We start from the raw sequence: 14,924 nt of genomic DNA, 5'->3' as shown, positions 1-14,924 counted from the left end.
CGACGAGGTAGATAGGCTGGGGGTGGAAGTGCAGCAATGCATGGAGCTGACCAGTACTAATCGGTCGAGGGCTTATCCAAGATATGCAGGTTATACATCGCAAATTTCGTTTCGGATCTAGTTTTCAGAGAATAATCTCTGAAGCATATTCCCTGATAGCTCAGTTGGTAGAGCACTCGACTGTTAATCGAGTTGTCACAGGTTCGAGCCCTGTTCGGGGAGCCATATGGAGAGGTGTCCGAGTTGGCCGAAGGAGCACGATTGGAAATCGTGTAGGCGCCACAAGCGTCTCGAGGGTTCGAATCCCTCTCTCTCCGCCATAGTAAGGCCCGTTGGTCAAGGGGTTAAGACACCTCCCTTTCACGGAGGTAACAGGGGTTCGAATCCCCTACGGGTCATATTTAACTTCAAAAAAGAAGTTGATTTTCACAGCAGTTTTATGATAAGATCATAAATGTGTTGTTCGGAGGCTTAGCTCAGCTGGGAGAGCATCTGCCTTACAAGCAGAGGGTCGGGGGTTCGAACCCCTCAGCCTCCACCATATAACTTTTATAACGACGCGGGGTGGAGCAGCCCGGTAGCTCGTCGGGCTCATAACCCGAAGGCCGCAGGTTCAAATCCTGCCCCCGCAATTGTTCTTTCTTTCAAGAAAGTGATCTGGAACCGTGGTGTAGTTGGCCTAACATGCCTGCCTGTCACGCAGGAGATCGCGGGTTCGAATCCCGTCGGTTCCGCCATTTAATCTTTACATGAGGAAGCTGTTCACTAAATCTGCTATATGGCACCGAACGCCCTAGATAAAGTGCAACGTTTCAGGATTAAACTTTATTTTGGCTCGGTAGCTCAGTCGGTAGAGCAGAGGACTGAAAATCCTCGTGTCGGCGGTTCGATTCCGTCCCGAGCCACCATTTATTACAACTTAATACGCCGGTGTAGCTCAACTGGTAGAGCAACTGACTTGTAATCAGTAGGTTGGGGGTTCAAGTCCTCTCGCCGGCACCACTTATGGAGGATTAGCGAAGTGGCCAAACGCATCAGACTGTAAATCTGCTCCCGTACGGGTTCGGTGGTTCGAATCCATCATCCTCCACCAGTTTTTAGGGGCATAGTTTAAAGGTAGAACAACGGTCTCCAAAACCGTTGGTGTGGGTTCAATTCCTGCTGCCCCTGCCAATTAACTTTTAAGAACATATTGTATTATGGCGATCGTGGCGAAGTGGTTAACGCACCGGTTTGTGGATCCGGCATTCGGGGGTTCAATTCCCCTCGATCGCCCCTTTGTTTTTTTTGGGGATTAGCCAAGCGGTAAGGCAACGGACTTTGACTCCGTCATGCATAGGTTCAAATCCTATATCCCCAGCCATTATGCGGACGTGGCTCAGCGGTAGAGCATCGCCTTGCCAAGGCGAGGGTCGCGGGTTCGATTCCCGTCGTCCGCTCCAAAATATGGCGCCATAGCCAAGTGGTAAGGCACAGCTCTGCAAAAGCTTTATCCCCAGTTCGAATCTGGGTGGCGCCTCCAGTATATTTTTTATAAAAATATGATATGCCGGCGTGGCGGAATGGCAGACGCGCTCGACTCAAAATCGAGTGGGAAACCGTGGAGGTTCGAGTCCTCTCGCCGGTATTCAAGCAAGTAAGGAAAAGCTCATTAGATGCAAAATCTAATGAGCTTTTTTTATTTAGTGGATTAAAAGATGAAGTACGGCAGTTAAGCAACAAGGCTCCTGAATGGATTTCGTAGGTCACCACAACACCATTACTGCAAGGGAATCCAACATGATGTGCTTGGGCAAATGACATTCTGGTATCTCTAAACTGTAAGTACCGCTTTACCTGTAAGCTGGCAATCTATCAGATGCTGTGCAATTACTCAATTGCAATCCCTAATCTCTGCACTTGGATTATGGCTTATAGAAGGAGATGGAATTACTTTTGTTTACGTATTGACTCATAACTTGAATGAGTATATTGTAGATATATAAAGTCTCTAATATTGCCTCGTTTAATTATGGATATTGTAGCTCTTTTAAATTCATATAAAAGATGCTTATCAAAACAAAATAATATCCTTTTTTCGAAATTATATTTTATAAAAGAAATGGAGTGAAGCAACATGTCTGAGGAAAAACATGTATCCAAGCATTCTGAAATTCTATTTGATCTATCTGTATGGGAAGAAGCGTGGAGGAATCAGTCCACAACTTCAAAATACAATATGAAGAGCACGGCGTTTGACGCGACAGCAGCATTTGAACGATGGGCTAGAGAATATCATCAACAGTCGTTTACTGAAGAGGGAAAGAAGCGATCCGAACGCATCATAGGCTGGATTGAAAATCAGGGAGTGAGTTTTGACGGGGTATCGATATTAGACATTGGGGCAGCATCAGGCATCTTTACAATTCCTTTTGCAACCAAAGGAGCGAACGTTACAGCTGTAGAGCCCTCTGAACTTTTAGTTTCATTAATGAAGGAGACAATTCCTGTATCCCTTACATCCAGTATTGATATTGTTTCGGAACGATTCGAGGACATATCGATTCAGGATAAGGGTTGGGAGAAGAAATATGATTTTGCATTTGCATCCATGTGCCCGGCAATGTCGAATTGGGAAACGATTGAACAGGCCATCAGCACTGCCCGAAAGTATGTCTATATCAGCACGATAGCTGGACCGAGAGAGCACACACTAATAGATGAGCTTAAAGAGGTACTAGGTGTCTATCCATCATACAACGCGGGAGATATGGGGTATATACAACAGCTGCTGTACTTGAAAGATTATTCTTACACCACCTTAATCACTAAAGAAACAAGTTTCATTGAGATACCTGTTGAGGAAGTCGTCGATAAGCTTCAGGAATGGCTTACTACGCACGAACTACCAACGGATGAGGGTTCGCTTGCCCTGGCTGAACAATATATCAGAGACACTTACAAGGATGGTGTGGTTACATTTTCACGCGGAGGGAAGTTTGGTAAAATTCTGATTCAACTGGAGCAACCGAACATGAAAGTGGTACGTCCAAGAAAACAGTAGACCTGTTTCAGTAGTAATATTAATTTAGATGAAGTGTTAGGGGAGCAAAGGGAGCAGTTAAACTGCTCCCTTTTTTATGGTCAGATACAAAAAACTTATTCTTTGACTAAATAACAAACGTTCTTCTATAGATAGAAATAGTTATAACCCTCGTACTTTATCCCCAAAAGAGCCGCTTACTGTTTTATGGATAGATCAGGCTTCTGCTTACGCTCCCTATACTGTCCAGGCGTAATCCCTTCCCATTTTCGAAAAGAACGGATAAAGTTCTGCGGGTTGTTATAACGAAGCCGTGCGGCGATATCCTTGACCGTTAGCTCGCTTTCGTCGAGCCACTTTTTAGCTATACTAAAGCGGTACTTCGTCAGATACTCACTGAATGCACAGCCTGTCTCTTTGCGGAACACACTACTCAGATAGTTCGCATTGTAATGAAGTCTGGATGCGCATTCCTCCAACGTCAGATCTTTATCGTATTCTTGTTGAATGATGGCAATCATTTTCTCGGATATGTGCTGATATTGGGCGTACTGTCTTTCCTTCAGAATGAGAATGATCGGTATGATGATATGATTGTGAAACCATTGCTCAACCTCAGCTGCATACTGTAGAGCATGAAGTTCATTGAAAATAGATCCATGGCCTTTGGAGATCTGTCCCAGTCGTATACCGGATTCCTGCATCATCTGCAAAATATGTGTTAACAATCGGGTAAATGCTACCTGATATTCTTCCGGTGTACACTCCATGCCGAACAGCACTTCAAGCAACTGATGGAGATGAGATGAGGCTTGGGCTGCATCGGCATTTTGGATGGCCTGTATCAGCGTATACTCCAGTGATTCGGGATATGGCAGTGCCCAATGGGATGTACGATTATCAATCGCCTCAAATTGAAAGATGATGCCTGCTCCCAGTTTCATTCGATGCTTGAGCGCTTCACGGGCCTCCGTATAAGCTTGCGGGATCTGAAATAGCGAGGCGTGAGGCTGACTGAAGCCAATGCTTACTTGGAGACTAAGGATCTCACTGATCTGATGTTGTAGTTGTTCCGTTAACGTATGCAGATGTTGTGAAAAACGAACATGATCTTGCTCAGAGGTACCGATAATGGTAACGACAGCCTGATCATATACTATAGGAAGTAACTGTTGTTCGGCATAAACACTCTCCTCCAGTATGTTCTGAACGGCAAATAGCAACAGATCACGATCCTTGGCATGGTATTTGGTGTGATTCATAAGATCAGCCTGAACTGCAATGACGGCTATTTGTTGCCACTCTTGAAGCTGTGAACCATAACCATTCTCTCTGAGTGTGTCATGAAGAGTGGATGGAGCATTTTTGCCCAGTAGCAGGTTGATTAGAAAATGAGTGCGGATCTGCAACTTATATTGATTCAATTTGCTTTCAAGCTGGGATTGAGAAGCAGATAGCTGTGAAACGCCAGCTCTGATTTGCTCAAATTCATCCATATGAAGCGTAGAATTGGTTTCCAAGTTACCTCTGAATAAGCGTTTATCACCAAGTTGTACAAGCAGCCTCCGTATGGGTATAACCATTCTTCTCGAGCCTGCCCATGAGACCAAAAGTGAAAGCAGTAGCATAGCGACACTGATATACATGGTGTGCAGCCCAATCTGAACATACTCATGAGTAAGAATATTCGTAGGCGAAATGAGAATATATGTCCACCCTTTTAGAGAAGAATGCGTATAGGACAGCGAGTAACGGGTATCTGCAATACGTACCTCCCGTTGCCCTGAAGAGGCAGCAAATCCACGGATAGATAACAACTCGCTAAAATTGGAACCCGATTCGCTATCTTTTATTCCTGCTGCAGCCAATGGCTGACCAATATATTCGGGATCAGGGTGGACCATGATGCGATGTTCACGATTCAAAATGATTAGTCCGGCTGTAGAGCTGCCCGGTGAATCCTCTTCCAGTGGTTTTTGCAGTGAACATGCAGGAATTCCCGCAATCAGGGCAGCGTCAGAAGAAACATTTACATCGGGTATCGATCTGGCGAGTGCAATATGGTAGATGCAGCCTGAGTTCACTGGGCGCTCATTATTGTTAAACACAGATGATGGTGTAAGCTGCCAACCGGATGTAAGTGTGTTTGATAATAAGTCTTTCATAGGCAGCGCCATTGGAAAATCAGTATTCAGGAACAGGCCAGCATGATCGATGAGCCAATCCTGGGTCTGATTAACGAGCGTAATATCCATTAGAGGCTCCCATGATCTCATATTATTAAATTCGTTCTGTAGCTTCTCAGCAAACAAAGGCCCAGTGTCTTGGATCGATGATGATAAAGTTAGCGAACGGAGCGTGTCCGGTGACCGAACGGCCTGATCGAGCATATAGCTTACGGTTGCAAGTTTGTGCTCCACATTGGTTTGCATTTGGATTAGCAATTGTTTATTGGCTTGAGCACGATGCAGCTCTGATTGTTTTGAAGAATAGATAAAAGCGGCGATTCCCGTCAACAGAATGGGCAGGGTACTTAACAAAATTCCGAAGACTATCATTTTATGTAGATAGCTGAATGATCGCACAGGTCCACTCCTGACTTTTGGATTAGTAACACTTTCTATTTTAGTAAACGCTTACATATAGAACAATCTAAATTTTGTTTATTTGGATAAAAAAGTAATAAAAATTCATGTGGAAATTAAGATTATGTAATCGTCTAAATCATATTAGAAGTCGTTATAGCTTTAATGCAAGGCATATTGGGAAACGTCAGTCGGGGGAGAACGTAGATAAGAGGTATGGACGTCATATTCACACTGGGGAATCGGCGTTGAAGAAGGGCAATAAGGGATATCTAAGGCTGTTACTCGGTACAGTGGTCAATGGTCTGATCCAGGGACAGTCAAAGGTCCAACCCGATCCCCGACCTGAGTCTAGGATGAAAAACCGTCCACGGTCTGTTTTGAAAAGTCGCCGTTTCCCCTAGAATAAGGACATAAGGTTAAACAAGAAACAAATGAACAAACGAACAAACAAACACACATACCAAAATTAATGAACCGAAAGGGTGGTGAACAACAATTATGAGATGGAATAAAGGAAATGGCTGGGCGATTGTACTGATTGCATTGGGTGCACTCCTCCTCTTCGGAAAGTTAACTCCTCTACTGGGACATTTAATGGGTTATCTGATTCCGATCCTGATGATTGCACTTGGATACTACGGAGTTAAACGAGGAAATGTACTGCTTGGATGGATTGTTCTCTTCATCGGTATCCTCTCATTGCTGGGTAAACTGGCCTGGCTGATCGGACCGATCATCGCGATCGGGTTAATCATCTTCGGATTCTCCATGTTGAGTAATAATCGCAGTCGTCGTGGCCGTTACTAAGCTTTCACGATCTTGAAAAGGAGGACAGAACAAAATGAGTGTATTTCGTCGAATGCGGGATATTACCGTAGCTACTTTAAACGAACATCTGGAGCAAAGTCAGGATCCAGTCAAACTGATTGATCAGTTTCTGGTCTCGACCCGCCAAGACATCGGTGAAGCCGAGAAGCTTCGTCATCAATATGCTAGCCATACCAGACAAATGAAACAACAAGCCGATCAGGCCGCAGGTATGGTACACAAACGGGAAGAACAAGCTTCCATGGCTCTGAAAGCAGGCGAGGAGCACTTAGCGAAACTTGCTTTGCAGGAGAAAATTCTCCATGAGGAAAAAATGGAACAATATAATGAATTGTACGCACAAAGCAATGCGGCTTTACAGGAACTGGACGAACAGATCGACCAACTGAAAGTGGAGTATCAAAATGTATACAGCAAACGCCAATATTACTACGCTCGTATGCAGACGATTCAGTTACAGCAACGAATGAATCAGAGAGGTCACTACAACGGTCAGAATGTACCCCGTATGTTCAACCGACTGGACGATCAGGTTTCGGATCTCGAATATGAGGCACAGAGTCTCCGGGATTTGCGGCGGATGAGTCAGGATGGGTCAGGAACGTCTGGCACCATGTCATCCTCTACGCTGGACAAGGAACTGGAACGGCTGAAACAAAAGCTGAACAATGACAGAAAGGAGTAGACACATGAATAAACTTTACCGCTCATCGCGCAATCGAATGCTGACAGGTTTGATCGGCGGCATCTCTGAAAATCTTGGATTTAGTTCCACGCTGCTGCGTATCATTTTCTTCATCAGTATTTTCGCTACGGGGGGTACATCATTGCTGATCTACTTCATCGCTGCATTGGTAGTGCCAAAAGAACCCTATCACGCTGATCCATACACTTATGGTGCTGATCACGTAAGAGGATACAAGTAAAAGAAAGGAGTAAGCACATGAGCAAATTATATCGCTCAACGCGTGACCGGATGCTGACAGGATTATGTGGCGGGATATCCGAGTCGATCGGCATGGATTCAACCTTGCTGCGTATCATCTTCGTCATCAGTATCTTCGTAACTGGCGGCACGTCGTTGTTAATCTACTTCATCGCAGCACTGGTGGTGCCAAAAGAGCCATATCCACCTTATGATCCATACGGCTATGGTCCGGGCCCTGGCGCTGGTAGAGGATACAACAACTTTGATCACGAGCCGCCAAGAGGTCCTTTCCAAAACAACCGTAATCAAGGTCCTGGAAACTTCGGTCCTGGCCCAGGATACAACAGCAGACCTCAGTCTGGCCCACGTTCTTACGACAATAACGCCTACGGAGCAGGGGCACAGCAAGAAAGTGAACTTGATTCCATGATGAAAGATATTGAGAAAAAAGCATTGAAAAAAGAAGTTGAAGAGCTTCGCCAAAAATTATCTCGTTACGAGAAGGGAGAAAAGTAAAATGGGAGTATTTAAACGGATTAAGGATATGACTAAAGCGTCGGTAAACGATATGTTGGATAAAGTGGAAGACCCGATTGTAATGTTGAACCAGTACTTGCGTGACATGGAGGCTGAAATTCACGAGGCAGAGGTAACAGTTGCCAAACAAATGGCGAATGAGCGTCGCATGAAACAGCGTCTGGACGAAGCAGAGCGTACATCGGTACAACGTGAGTCTCAGGCAGAGGCTGCACTGGCTAATGGTCAGGAAGAAGTGGCCCGTAAATTGCTGGAAGAGAAAATCTACTTCGATCAAAAAATTACGGAATACAGAGAACTTCATGCTCAATCCGAAGCTCAAGCCAAAGATTTGCTGCAACAGCTGCATGACATGAAGGATGAGTTCTACAAAATGCGTAACAAACGTAATGAACTTGTATCCCGTGCACAAATGGCAAAAGCCAAAAAACAAATGTCCCAAATTAACAGCTTGCACTCCATCGAGAGTGGTGGCGCATCCCTTGGATTCCACCGCATGGAAGAGAAAATCATGCAAATGGAAGCGGAAGCTGATGTGATCCGCGCACCTTATCGTAACACACAATCTACGTACACTAATCCTGTAGATACAGAGAAGCAATTCAAAGTAGATCAACAGCTGCAAGCTCTGAAAAACAAAATCGGCAATGGTGCGAAGAATGAAACGGGCGGTACTTCAAAAGAATAACTGTTCGCTCAGCAGACAATATGATATTCTATAAATCGTGAATAAAGAACGGTTTCTAGAACAAAGGTTAAGCCATACAGGTGTTCAAAGCCTGATATGGCTTTTCCGTCGAATTGGGAAGATCAACTTACAGAGGAGGTGCGGCATAGATGAATAAGAAGGGTCAATGGCTTGCTGTTGTAATCATTGTCATCGGCATGCTGATGTTACTGAACCGAAGTATTAACCTGCTGACCGTCGCCGCACTGATTCTGTTAACGATAGGTATGGTACAAGTTCGTAAGGGTGACACACACAAAGGTTATCGCTTCCTAGGGATCGGTGCCGCTCTGTTGTTGCTTGATAATCTAATGATTGTATTTTTGATTGTACTGGCTTCACTCGCCTATTTTTATTCCAAAAACAAAAAGATTCATCTAGACGGGCATGTCATGCGCAAGCAAAATTTCATGGCTCGTTACTATTGGGATCAGGCTCCATGGACACTGCGTAGCATGAGCCTATGGCATGCCTTGGGTGAGGTTAACGCAGATCTGTCCCTCTCCATTCCGGAGGATAAACAAACGATTGTGCTTCTGCAAGGTATAATGGGAAATGTTCGTCTGACGCTGCCTGAAGATTATGGTGTTGAGATTGAGGCGACGGTACTCTTTGGACGGATAAGTGTTAATGGGGAACAGGATAGTGGCATGATGAACAAATTGGTATGGAGAACTCCTGGATATGAGTCCAGTGAACATAAAGCAAAATTTGTCATTTCTTATATTGTTGGCGACCTAAACATCAGTAATCCGTAATAAGTTAAATAGGTGTAGAAGGAGGAGACCCGGATGAAGACAAAACGACATACCGATATGGTAACCCGAAGTATGGGTGAAGGGATCCTCCTTGTTTTCATTGTGCTCATTGTAATCTTGTATGTATTGTATACATATGGTTATCTTGCTCCGTTTGCAGGGTGGAGGCATCTGATTCAATCGGGTCTGGCGTTACTGCTGCTCTTGGTCGGTATGGGTGCAGCCTTCGGCTTCTATCAGAGCTACCGGGTCAAACGAAGGCTTGAACTGTTGCGAGAAACGCTGCTGCAATGGGAAAAGGGGTCACTCTCACGTACTGTGCCGGATCTCGGCATTGATGATGTCGGCCGATTAAGTGAGCAGCTTGGACGCATCGGCAAAAAGTGGGAAGATCAGGTCTCTTCTCTGCAAAGGCTGTCTACGAATAACGCGCAGTTGGCTGAACAGGCCAGAATAACGGCCATTGTGGAGGAACGACAAAGGCTGGCACGAGAATTGCATGATGCGGTATCACAGCAGCTATTTGCCATTTCCATGACCGCAACAGCGGTTGGACGAAGAATGGAAAAGGATTTTGCACGTGCCCAGCGGCAGGTGGCCCTAATTGAAGAGATGGCGTCTGTAGCTCAGTCTGAGATGCGGGCGTTACTATTGCATTTGCGACCTGTCTATCTGGAGGGTAAACATCTCGAGCAAGGTTTGCGCGATCTTGTGATGGAGTTGAAAACAAAAGTACCTATGGACATCGTACTCGAAATGGATGAAGACATTCATTTGATCAAAGGCATTGAGAATCATCTGTTCCGTATCATTCAGGAAGCGATGTCTAATACATTACGTCATGCGAAGGCGGAAAAGATGGAGATTCGACTTCAGCGCCGGATGGATGCCATTCGGGTACTGATTCGCGATGATGGTCAGGGATTTGATCTTGACGATCAGAAACAGGCCTCGTACGGTCTGGCCAATATGCGTGAACGTGTGACTGAAATTGGAGGAGCCATTCAATTTGTAACGGCGCCAGGCAAAGGAACACGAATTGAGATTACAATACCTTTGATGAACGATGAAAGCGAGGAAGAACATGTCAATGGAGACGGGAATAGAAACGGAGACGGAAGCGGAAACGTCGATCAAAGTGTTGCTCGTGGATGATCATGAAATGGTACGTATTGGCCTCGCTGCGGTGCTGGATACCGAAGATGGCATTGAAGTGGTGGGGGAAGCGGGCAGCGGTGAGGAAGGCATTCGGCTGGCACAGGAGTATAAACCTGATGTTGTCCTGATGGATCTCGTTATGGAAGGAATGGACGGGATTGAAGCCACCCGGCAGCTGCTTAAAATGTATCCGGAATGCAAGGTCATTGTGCTGACCAGTTATCTGGATGATGAAAAAATGTATCCGGTTATTGAGGCAGGGGCATTCAGTTACCTGCTGAAAACATCCAGAGCCAATGAGGTGGCAGATGCAATACGTGCTGCCGCTCGGGGGCAATCGGTTCTGGAATCACAAGTGGCGTCCAAAATGATGAATCGTTTCCGACAGCCGCAGGCAGTGGCACCGGCTCATGATGAATTGACTGATCGGGAGATGGATGTACTTCGGTTAGTCGCTAAAGGCAAGTCGAACCAGGACATCGCAGATGACCTGATTATTGGGATCAAGACGGTCAAATTCCATGTCACGAACATACTAGCAAAATTGGGCGTGGATGACCGTACACAGGCAGCTATCTATGCTTATAAGAATGGACTTGCGGAATAGAAAAAGAAGCGTGTGATGGTTTAGGCATGCACTATTGGTTTGTTGAATAGATAAGTGAAGTTAAGAAATCGGGGGGAGCACAATTTGAAAGTTTGTTCTGCCCATAAGATGATATAAGGTCCGATCAGCCATGAAGATGGTGGATAGGGCTTTTTTTGTATGCCAAAAAGAAGTTTAGCAAATGAGTAATGGGGGCATGCTGTTGATAGATTCATAGAATGCAAGAAAGAGCGGAGGATTCGAATGTTAAATCGATGGATGACAGCAGGCATACTCGCATTGGCAATCATTATACTTATAGGCATGACTCATGTGTACGCTGAGAAGACGGAATCCGAAGCAGGCAAGCTGGAACAATTGATGAAGACCGCAGATACAGCAATCGATCATGTGGAGCGTTTAGTCATTAAATGGCAAGGAGAAGGCCGTGGAGATGCAAAAGAGCAAGCGGAGCTGCTCGCTCATCGGCTGGGATTACAGCAGCCTGAACGCGTTGTACAGACGGGGCATGATGTGTATCGCAGTGAGATGGCTGCTGATGCTCAGCATGCAGGCATTCTGGTCAATGTTGTCGTGACGGGGGAAAAGGAATACTACACGATCATCCAATTATCAGGCAATGAACATACGGACCAACGTTTATTGATCACATTACATGAACAAGTATCCAAGTTGCTTAACGATTCGGGAATGAAAGCAACTTGGAATTTCGCTGTGCAGGGCACAGGTGCAACTGAAGAAAGTGGCGCCAGCAGTCAATTGCAGCAAATCGAGGAACAGCTGTCTGGAGATATGAATATGCAAGCGATAGAACGTTATACGGATAACAGCACTGCCAGCGTGTCATATGAGGCATCGGATCTGCCCATAGCGATTAAGAGCGGTACGCATCTCTTGAACATGCAGCTTGCAGTCCATAAGGATGATGAAAAGGGGACCAATCGAGTTACAGTAGGTTTCCCGGTGATCACGATCGAATATTAATGCAATATTCAAGCAGATTTATAAGTCTGATCATGAATTTTTATAGATGAAATTTCCATGAAATGTGGAAAAATATTGATAACATTTCTCAGGAAAATTAGTGCAACCCCTGGGGCTTTTATGCTAAAATGGCATCACATCCAAGAAGGAAATTTGCTGGTAATTGACGGTTGTATGTTGCGTATATAACACCATTACATAGCTCGGGGAGAGTGTGGAGATATCTTCCCGGAAAGAAAGAGGAGCCCATGGTCGAAAAACAAATGCAAGATGAAGTGCAGACACCAGGTGCAGTATTTTTCATTTTTGGAGCAACGGGTGATTTGGCCCGCCGGAAGCTGTTTCCGGCGATCTACAGTCTCTACCGCGAAGGCAAGTTAGCCGAAGACTTTGCGGTTATTGGTGTAGCGCGTCGTCCGAGGTCACCAGAAGAATTCCGGGAAGACATCTATGAATCCATTAAGGAGTTCTGCCGCTATCCGGCGGGGGAACCCGAAGAGTGGAACGCTTTTGTCGAACATTTTGAGTATAAATCACTAGATATCAATAACGTGGACGGTTTCAAAGAATTACGTGAGCAGACAGAGAGTCTAGAAGCGAAGTTTAACACACCGGGTAACCGGCTGTTCTATCTGGCGCTGGCACCTGAGCTCTTCGGCAGCGTCTCCTATAGTTTGCGTGATGGTGGAATGCTGGAGAGCCGCGGGTGGAATCGACTTGTAATTGAGAAGCCATTTGGATATGATCTGCAATCTGCGGAGCATCTGAATGAGCAGATCCGTGAAGTATTCCGTGAGGAAGAGATTTATCGGATTGACCACTATCTTGGCAAGGAAATGGTGCAGAATATCGAAGTCATTCGCTTTGGTAATGCCTTTTTCGAGCCGCTTTGGAACAATAAACATATTGCCAACGTTCAGATTACCCTGGGTGAGACGGTTGGTGTGGAAGAACGTGGTGGATACTACGATCATTCGGGAGCATTGCGTGATATGGGACAAAACCATATGCTGCAGATGCTGACGATGATTGCCATGGAGCCGCCAAGCCGTTTGTTCCCGGAGGACATTCGGGATGAGAAGGTTAAGGTACTGCGTTCTCTGCGTGCGTTTACCTCTAATGAAGAAGTGAGCACTAACGTTGTGCGCGGGCAGTATACCGAAGGGGAGTATCGTGGCAAGCAGCTTCCGGGTTATCGTCAGGAGGACAAGGTTGATCCGGAATCCAATACGGAGACTTATTTTGCCGCACGTGTATTTGTAGATAATTTCCGCTGGGCAGGTGTGCCATTCTATATTCGGACAGGCAAGCGCCTTCCGGTGAAAACGACCGAGATTGTGGTTGAATTCAAATCCATGCCGAGTAACGTTTATCTGGGCAAAAAGTATAAACTGGAGCCGAATTTGCTCGTCATTCGGGTAAACCCGATGGAAGGAATTTATATTAAAATCAATGCCAAGAAGCCGGGTTCAGACTCCGAGATTCAGCCGCTGGCGATGGACTTCTGTCAGAGCTGCATGATTGGAATCAACTCGCCGGAGGCGTATGAACGTCTGCTGCATGATGCAGCAGAAGGAGACTCCACCTACTTTACCCGTTGGGATGAAGTGGCTACAGCATGGTCCTTCGTTGACCGGATTGCGGCGGCTTGGGCGGAAAATCACGGAGAGCTGCACACGTATCCGGCAGGTACGTGGGGGCCTGAAGCAACAGGCAAACTGCTGGAGCAGGACGGCTTCCACTGGTGGCCGGTGAACGGTCAGGACGAAGACAGTGTCGTCTGGCAAGTGAACAATTAATCATGGGAGTATCACTCATGAGTGGCAGGGATTTTGATTAGAGCGATGTCATTTTATTGTATTGAGATAGGGCTGCTCCTTTAATAAAAAAGACTTGGGCAGAACGCAGCGATGCGATCTTTTCAGGTCTTTTTTTTTGCGGTGGAGAAGGTGGGGTGTAAAAATGTGCATATAATAAAATAAGTTATTGACAAAAAGTAAGTATATAACTTATACTCAATCCAAGAGATAAAGAAATTACGCAAAGACATACGAAACCCGATGACGAATCGGATACGTACATCATTCATGAGATAAAATGTGAACCAGGTGAAGGGGTTACGAAATACATTCATGAGGAAAAAATTTTAGCATAATATCTTTAATCTAAGAATACTATTTTGTATATATTGAATGGAGGAAAAGAAAATGTTGGATGTTGGATTGTTGTTGATTCGTTTGGTGATTGGATTGTCGTTCATGGCGCACGGGGCTCAGAAATTGTTTGGATGGTTCGGGGGATACGGAATCAAGGGAACGGGCGGCTGGTTTGAATCAATGGGAATGAAGCCCGGCGCATTGGTAGCGCTGCTGGCAGGGCTGGCTGAATTCGGCGGTGGATTGCTGCTGGCTCTGGGTCTGCTCACACCGGTAGGCGGCATTCTGATTGCTCTGACTATGGTTATTGCCATTGTGAAGGTTCATGGTGCGAATGGATACTGGTCCACGCAAAACGGATTTGAATATAACCTTGCGATCCTGGTGATTGGTGTAGCAATAGCTTTGACAGGTGGAGGACAATATGCTCTGGACGCATTGATTTTCTAAGAGCGGCACGCGAAATGAATAATGAGTACCTGGACGCCATAAAGATGGCGGAAGGGTGCTCTTTTTTTGCAATCCGAAAAGAGAAGAATCTCTGCTGTACGTAATCGGTTATTTTCGGTAAAGATTATGGTACAATAGGAAAGTTGGATACTAAATCAGGTCTACGGCATGAATGGAAGCA

At 45.5% G+C, this 14,924-nt stretch carries 13 protein-coding genes, 15 tRNA genes and 1 rRNA gene; 28 read left to right on the top strand and 1 reads right to left on the bottom strand.

From position 1 onward, the window contains the following. The 17 genes from BMY78_RS28275 to BMY78_RS28195 form a co-directional block, all read left to right on the top strand. A 23S ribosomal RNA gene (locus BMY78_RS28275) occupies positions 1–80 on the top strand; the annotation flags it as partial. A gap of 69 nt (positions 81–149) precedes the next feature. After that, positions 150–225, top strand: a tRNA-Asn gene (locus BMY78_RS28270). A gap of 3 nt (positions 226–228) precedes the next feature. Next, positions 229–320, top strand: a tRNA-Ser gene (locus BMY78_RS28265). A gap of 6 nt (positions 321–326) precedes the next feature. After that, a tRNA-Glu gene (locus BMY78_RS28260) sits at positions 327–398 on the top strand. A 67-nt stretch (positions 399–465) separates the two neighbouring features. Then, positions 466–541 (top strand) — tRNA-Val (locus tag BMY78_RS28255). Between the two features lie 17 nt (positions 542–558). Further along, positions 559–632: transfer RNA gene (locus tag BMY78_RS28250), tRNA-Met, on the top strand. Between the two features lie 27 nt (positions 633–659). Further along, positions 660–737: transfer RNA gene (locus tag BMY78_RS28245), tRNA-Asp, on the top strand. 95 nt (positions 738–832) lie between these two features. After that, positions 833–908 (top strand) — tRNA-Phe (locus BMY78_RS28240). Between the two features lie 18 nt (positions 909–926). Then, positions 927–1,002, top strand: a tRNA-Thr gene (locus BMY78_RS28235). Positions 1,003–1,007: 5 nt separating this feature from the next. Beyond that, positions 1,008–1,093, top strand: a tRNA-Tyr gene (locus tag BMY78_RS28230). A 6-nt stretch (positions 1,094–1,099) separates the two neighbouring features. Beyond that, positions 1,100–1,173, top strand: a tRNA-Trp gene (locus BMY78_RS28225). 29 nt (positions 1,174–1,202) lie between these two features. Then, positions 1,203–1,275, top strand: a tRNA-His gene (locus tag BMY78_RS28220). A 13-nt stretch (positions 1,276–1,288) separates the two neighbouring features. After that, positions 1,289–1,363: transfer RNA gene (locus BMY78_RS28215), tRNA-Gln, on the top strand. Between the two features lie 4 nt (positions 1,364–1,367). Continuing rightward, positions 1,368–1,442: transfer RNA gene (locus BMY78_RS28210), tRNA-Gly, on the top strand. Positions 1,443–1,448: 6 nt separating this feature from the next. After that, positions 1,449–1,522 (top strand) — tRNA-Cys (locus BMY78_RS28205). A 26-nt stretch (positions 1,523–1,548) separates the two neighbouring features. Next, positions 1,549–1,627, top strand: a tRNA-Leu gene (locus BMY78_RS28200). A gap of 489 nt (positions 1,628–2,116) precedes the next feature. After that, positions 2,117–3,043: a class I SAM-dependent methyltransferase gene (locus BMY78_RS28195; RefSeq protein WP_090904567.1), complete on the top strand. Its 927-nt coding sequence runs from the start codon at positions 2,117–2,119 to the stop codon at positions 3,041–3,043. A gap of 176 nt (positions 3,044–3,219) precedes the next feature. On the opposite strand, the gene BMY78_RS28190 is transcribed toward BMY78_RS28195, so the two are convergent. Then, on the bottom strand, positions 3,220–5,607 hold the full coding sequence (locus BMY78_RS28190) for a PDC sensor domain-containing protein (protein ID WP_143067093.1): 2,388 nt from the start codon (positions 5,605–5,607) through the stop codon (positions 3,220–3,222). A 501-nt stretch (positions 5,608–6,108) separates the two neighbouring features. Here BMY78_RS28190 and BMY78_RS28185 point away from each other — a divergent pair. The 11 genes from BMY78_RS28185 to BMY78_RS28135 all read left to right on the top strand — a co-directional run bounded on the left by BMY78_RS28185 (position 6,109) and on the right by BMY78_RS28135 (position 14,743). After that, entirely contained in the window at positions 6,109–6,417 is a 309-nt protein-coding gene (locus BMY78_RS28185) for a LiaF transmembrane domain-containing protein (protein WP_024634156.1), read from the top strand. 34 nt (positions 6,418–6,451) lie between these two features. Beyond that, positions 6,452–7,123 (top strand): PspA/IM30 family protein, encoded by a 672-nt coding sequence (locus tag BMY78_RS28180; protein ID WP_090904565.1) that lies wholly within the window; start codon positions 6,452–6,454, stop codon positions 7,121–7,123. Positions 7,124–7,127: 4 nt separating this feature from the next. Further along, on the top strand, positions 7,128–7,364 hold the full coding sequence (locus BMY78_RS28175) for a PspC domain-containing protein (RefSeq protein WP_063566169.1): 237 nt from the start codon (positions 7,128–7,130) through the stop codon (positions 7,362–7,364). 17 nt (positions 7,365–7,381) lie between these two features. Continuing rightward, a complete protein-coding gene (locus BMY78_RS28170) occupies positions 7,382–7,882 on the top strand; it encodes a PspC domain-containing protein (RefSeq protein ID WP_090904564.1) in 501 nt (166 codons plus the stop codon). 1 nt (position 7,883) lies between these two features. Continuing rightward, the gene (locus BMY78_RS28165; RefSeq protein ID WP_024634152.1) at positions 7,884–8,591 is read left to right on the top strand and encodes a PspA/IM30 family protein; all 708 of its coding nucleotides are present in this window, start codon (positions 7,884–7,886) and stop codon (positions 8,589–8,591) included. 149 nt (positions 8,592–8,740) lie between these two features. Then, positions 8,741–9,388 (top strand): cell wall-active antibiotics response protein LiaF, encoded by a 648-nt coding sequence (liaF, locus tag BMY78_RS28160; RefSeq protein WP_090904563.1) that lies wholly within the window; start codon positions 8,741–8,743, stop codon positions 9,386–9,388. A 33-nt stretch (positions 9,389–9,421) separates the two neighbouring features. Then, positions 9,422–10,543, top strand: a complete 1,122-nt coding sequence (locus BMY78_RS28155; protein WP_090904562.1) for a sensor histidine kinase — start codon at positions 9,422–9,424, stop codon at positions 10,541–10,543. Next, positions 10,479–11,153, top strand: a complete 675-nt coding sequence (locus BMY78_RS28150) for a response regulator transcription factor (protein WP_090904561.1) — start codon at positions 10,479–10,481, stop codon at positions 11,151–11,153. Before BMY78_RS28155 ends, BMY78_RS28150 begins: the two co-directional genes overlap by 65 nt. Before the next feature lie 243 nt (positions 11,154–11,396). Next, on the top strand, positions 11,397–12,137 hold the full coding sequence (locus tag BMY78_RS28145) for a YwmB family TATA-box binding protein (protein ID WP_090904560.1): 741 nt from the start codon (positions 11,397–11,399) through the stop codon (positions 12,135–12,137). Positions 12,138–12,385: 248 nt separating this feature from the next. Beyond that, positions 12,386–13,936 carry a glucose-6-phosphate dehydrogenase gene (gene zwf / locus BMY78_RS28140; RefSeq protein ID WP_090904559.1) on the top strand — a complete coding sequence of 517 codons (1,551 nt, stop codon included), beginning with the start codon at positions 12,386–12,388 and terminating at the stop codon, positions 13,934–13,936. A 408-nt stretch (positions 13,937–14,344) separates the two neighbouring features. Continuing rightward, complete coding sequence (locus tag BMY78_RS28135) at positions 14,345–14,743, top strand: DoxX family protein (RefSeq protein WP_090904558.1); 399 nt, start codon at positions 14,345–14,347, stop codon at positions 14,741–14,743. The last annotated feature ends 181 nt before the right edge of the window (positions 14,744–14,924 follow it).

The sequence above is a fragment of the Paenibacillus sp. OK076 genome (assembly GCF_900110055.1).
Lineage (GTDB): Bacteria > Bacillota > Bacilli > Paenibacillales > Paenibacillaceae > Paenibacillus.
This window is presented reverse-complemented; position numbering and strand designations above follow the sequence as displayed.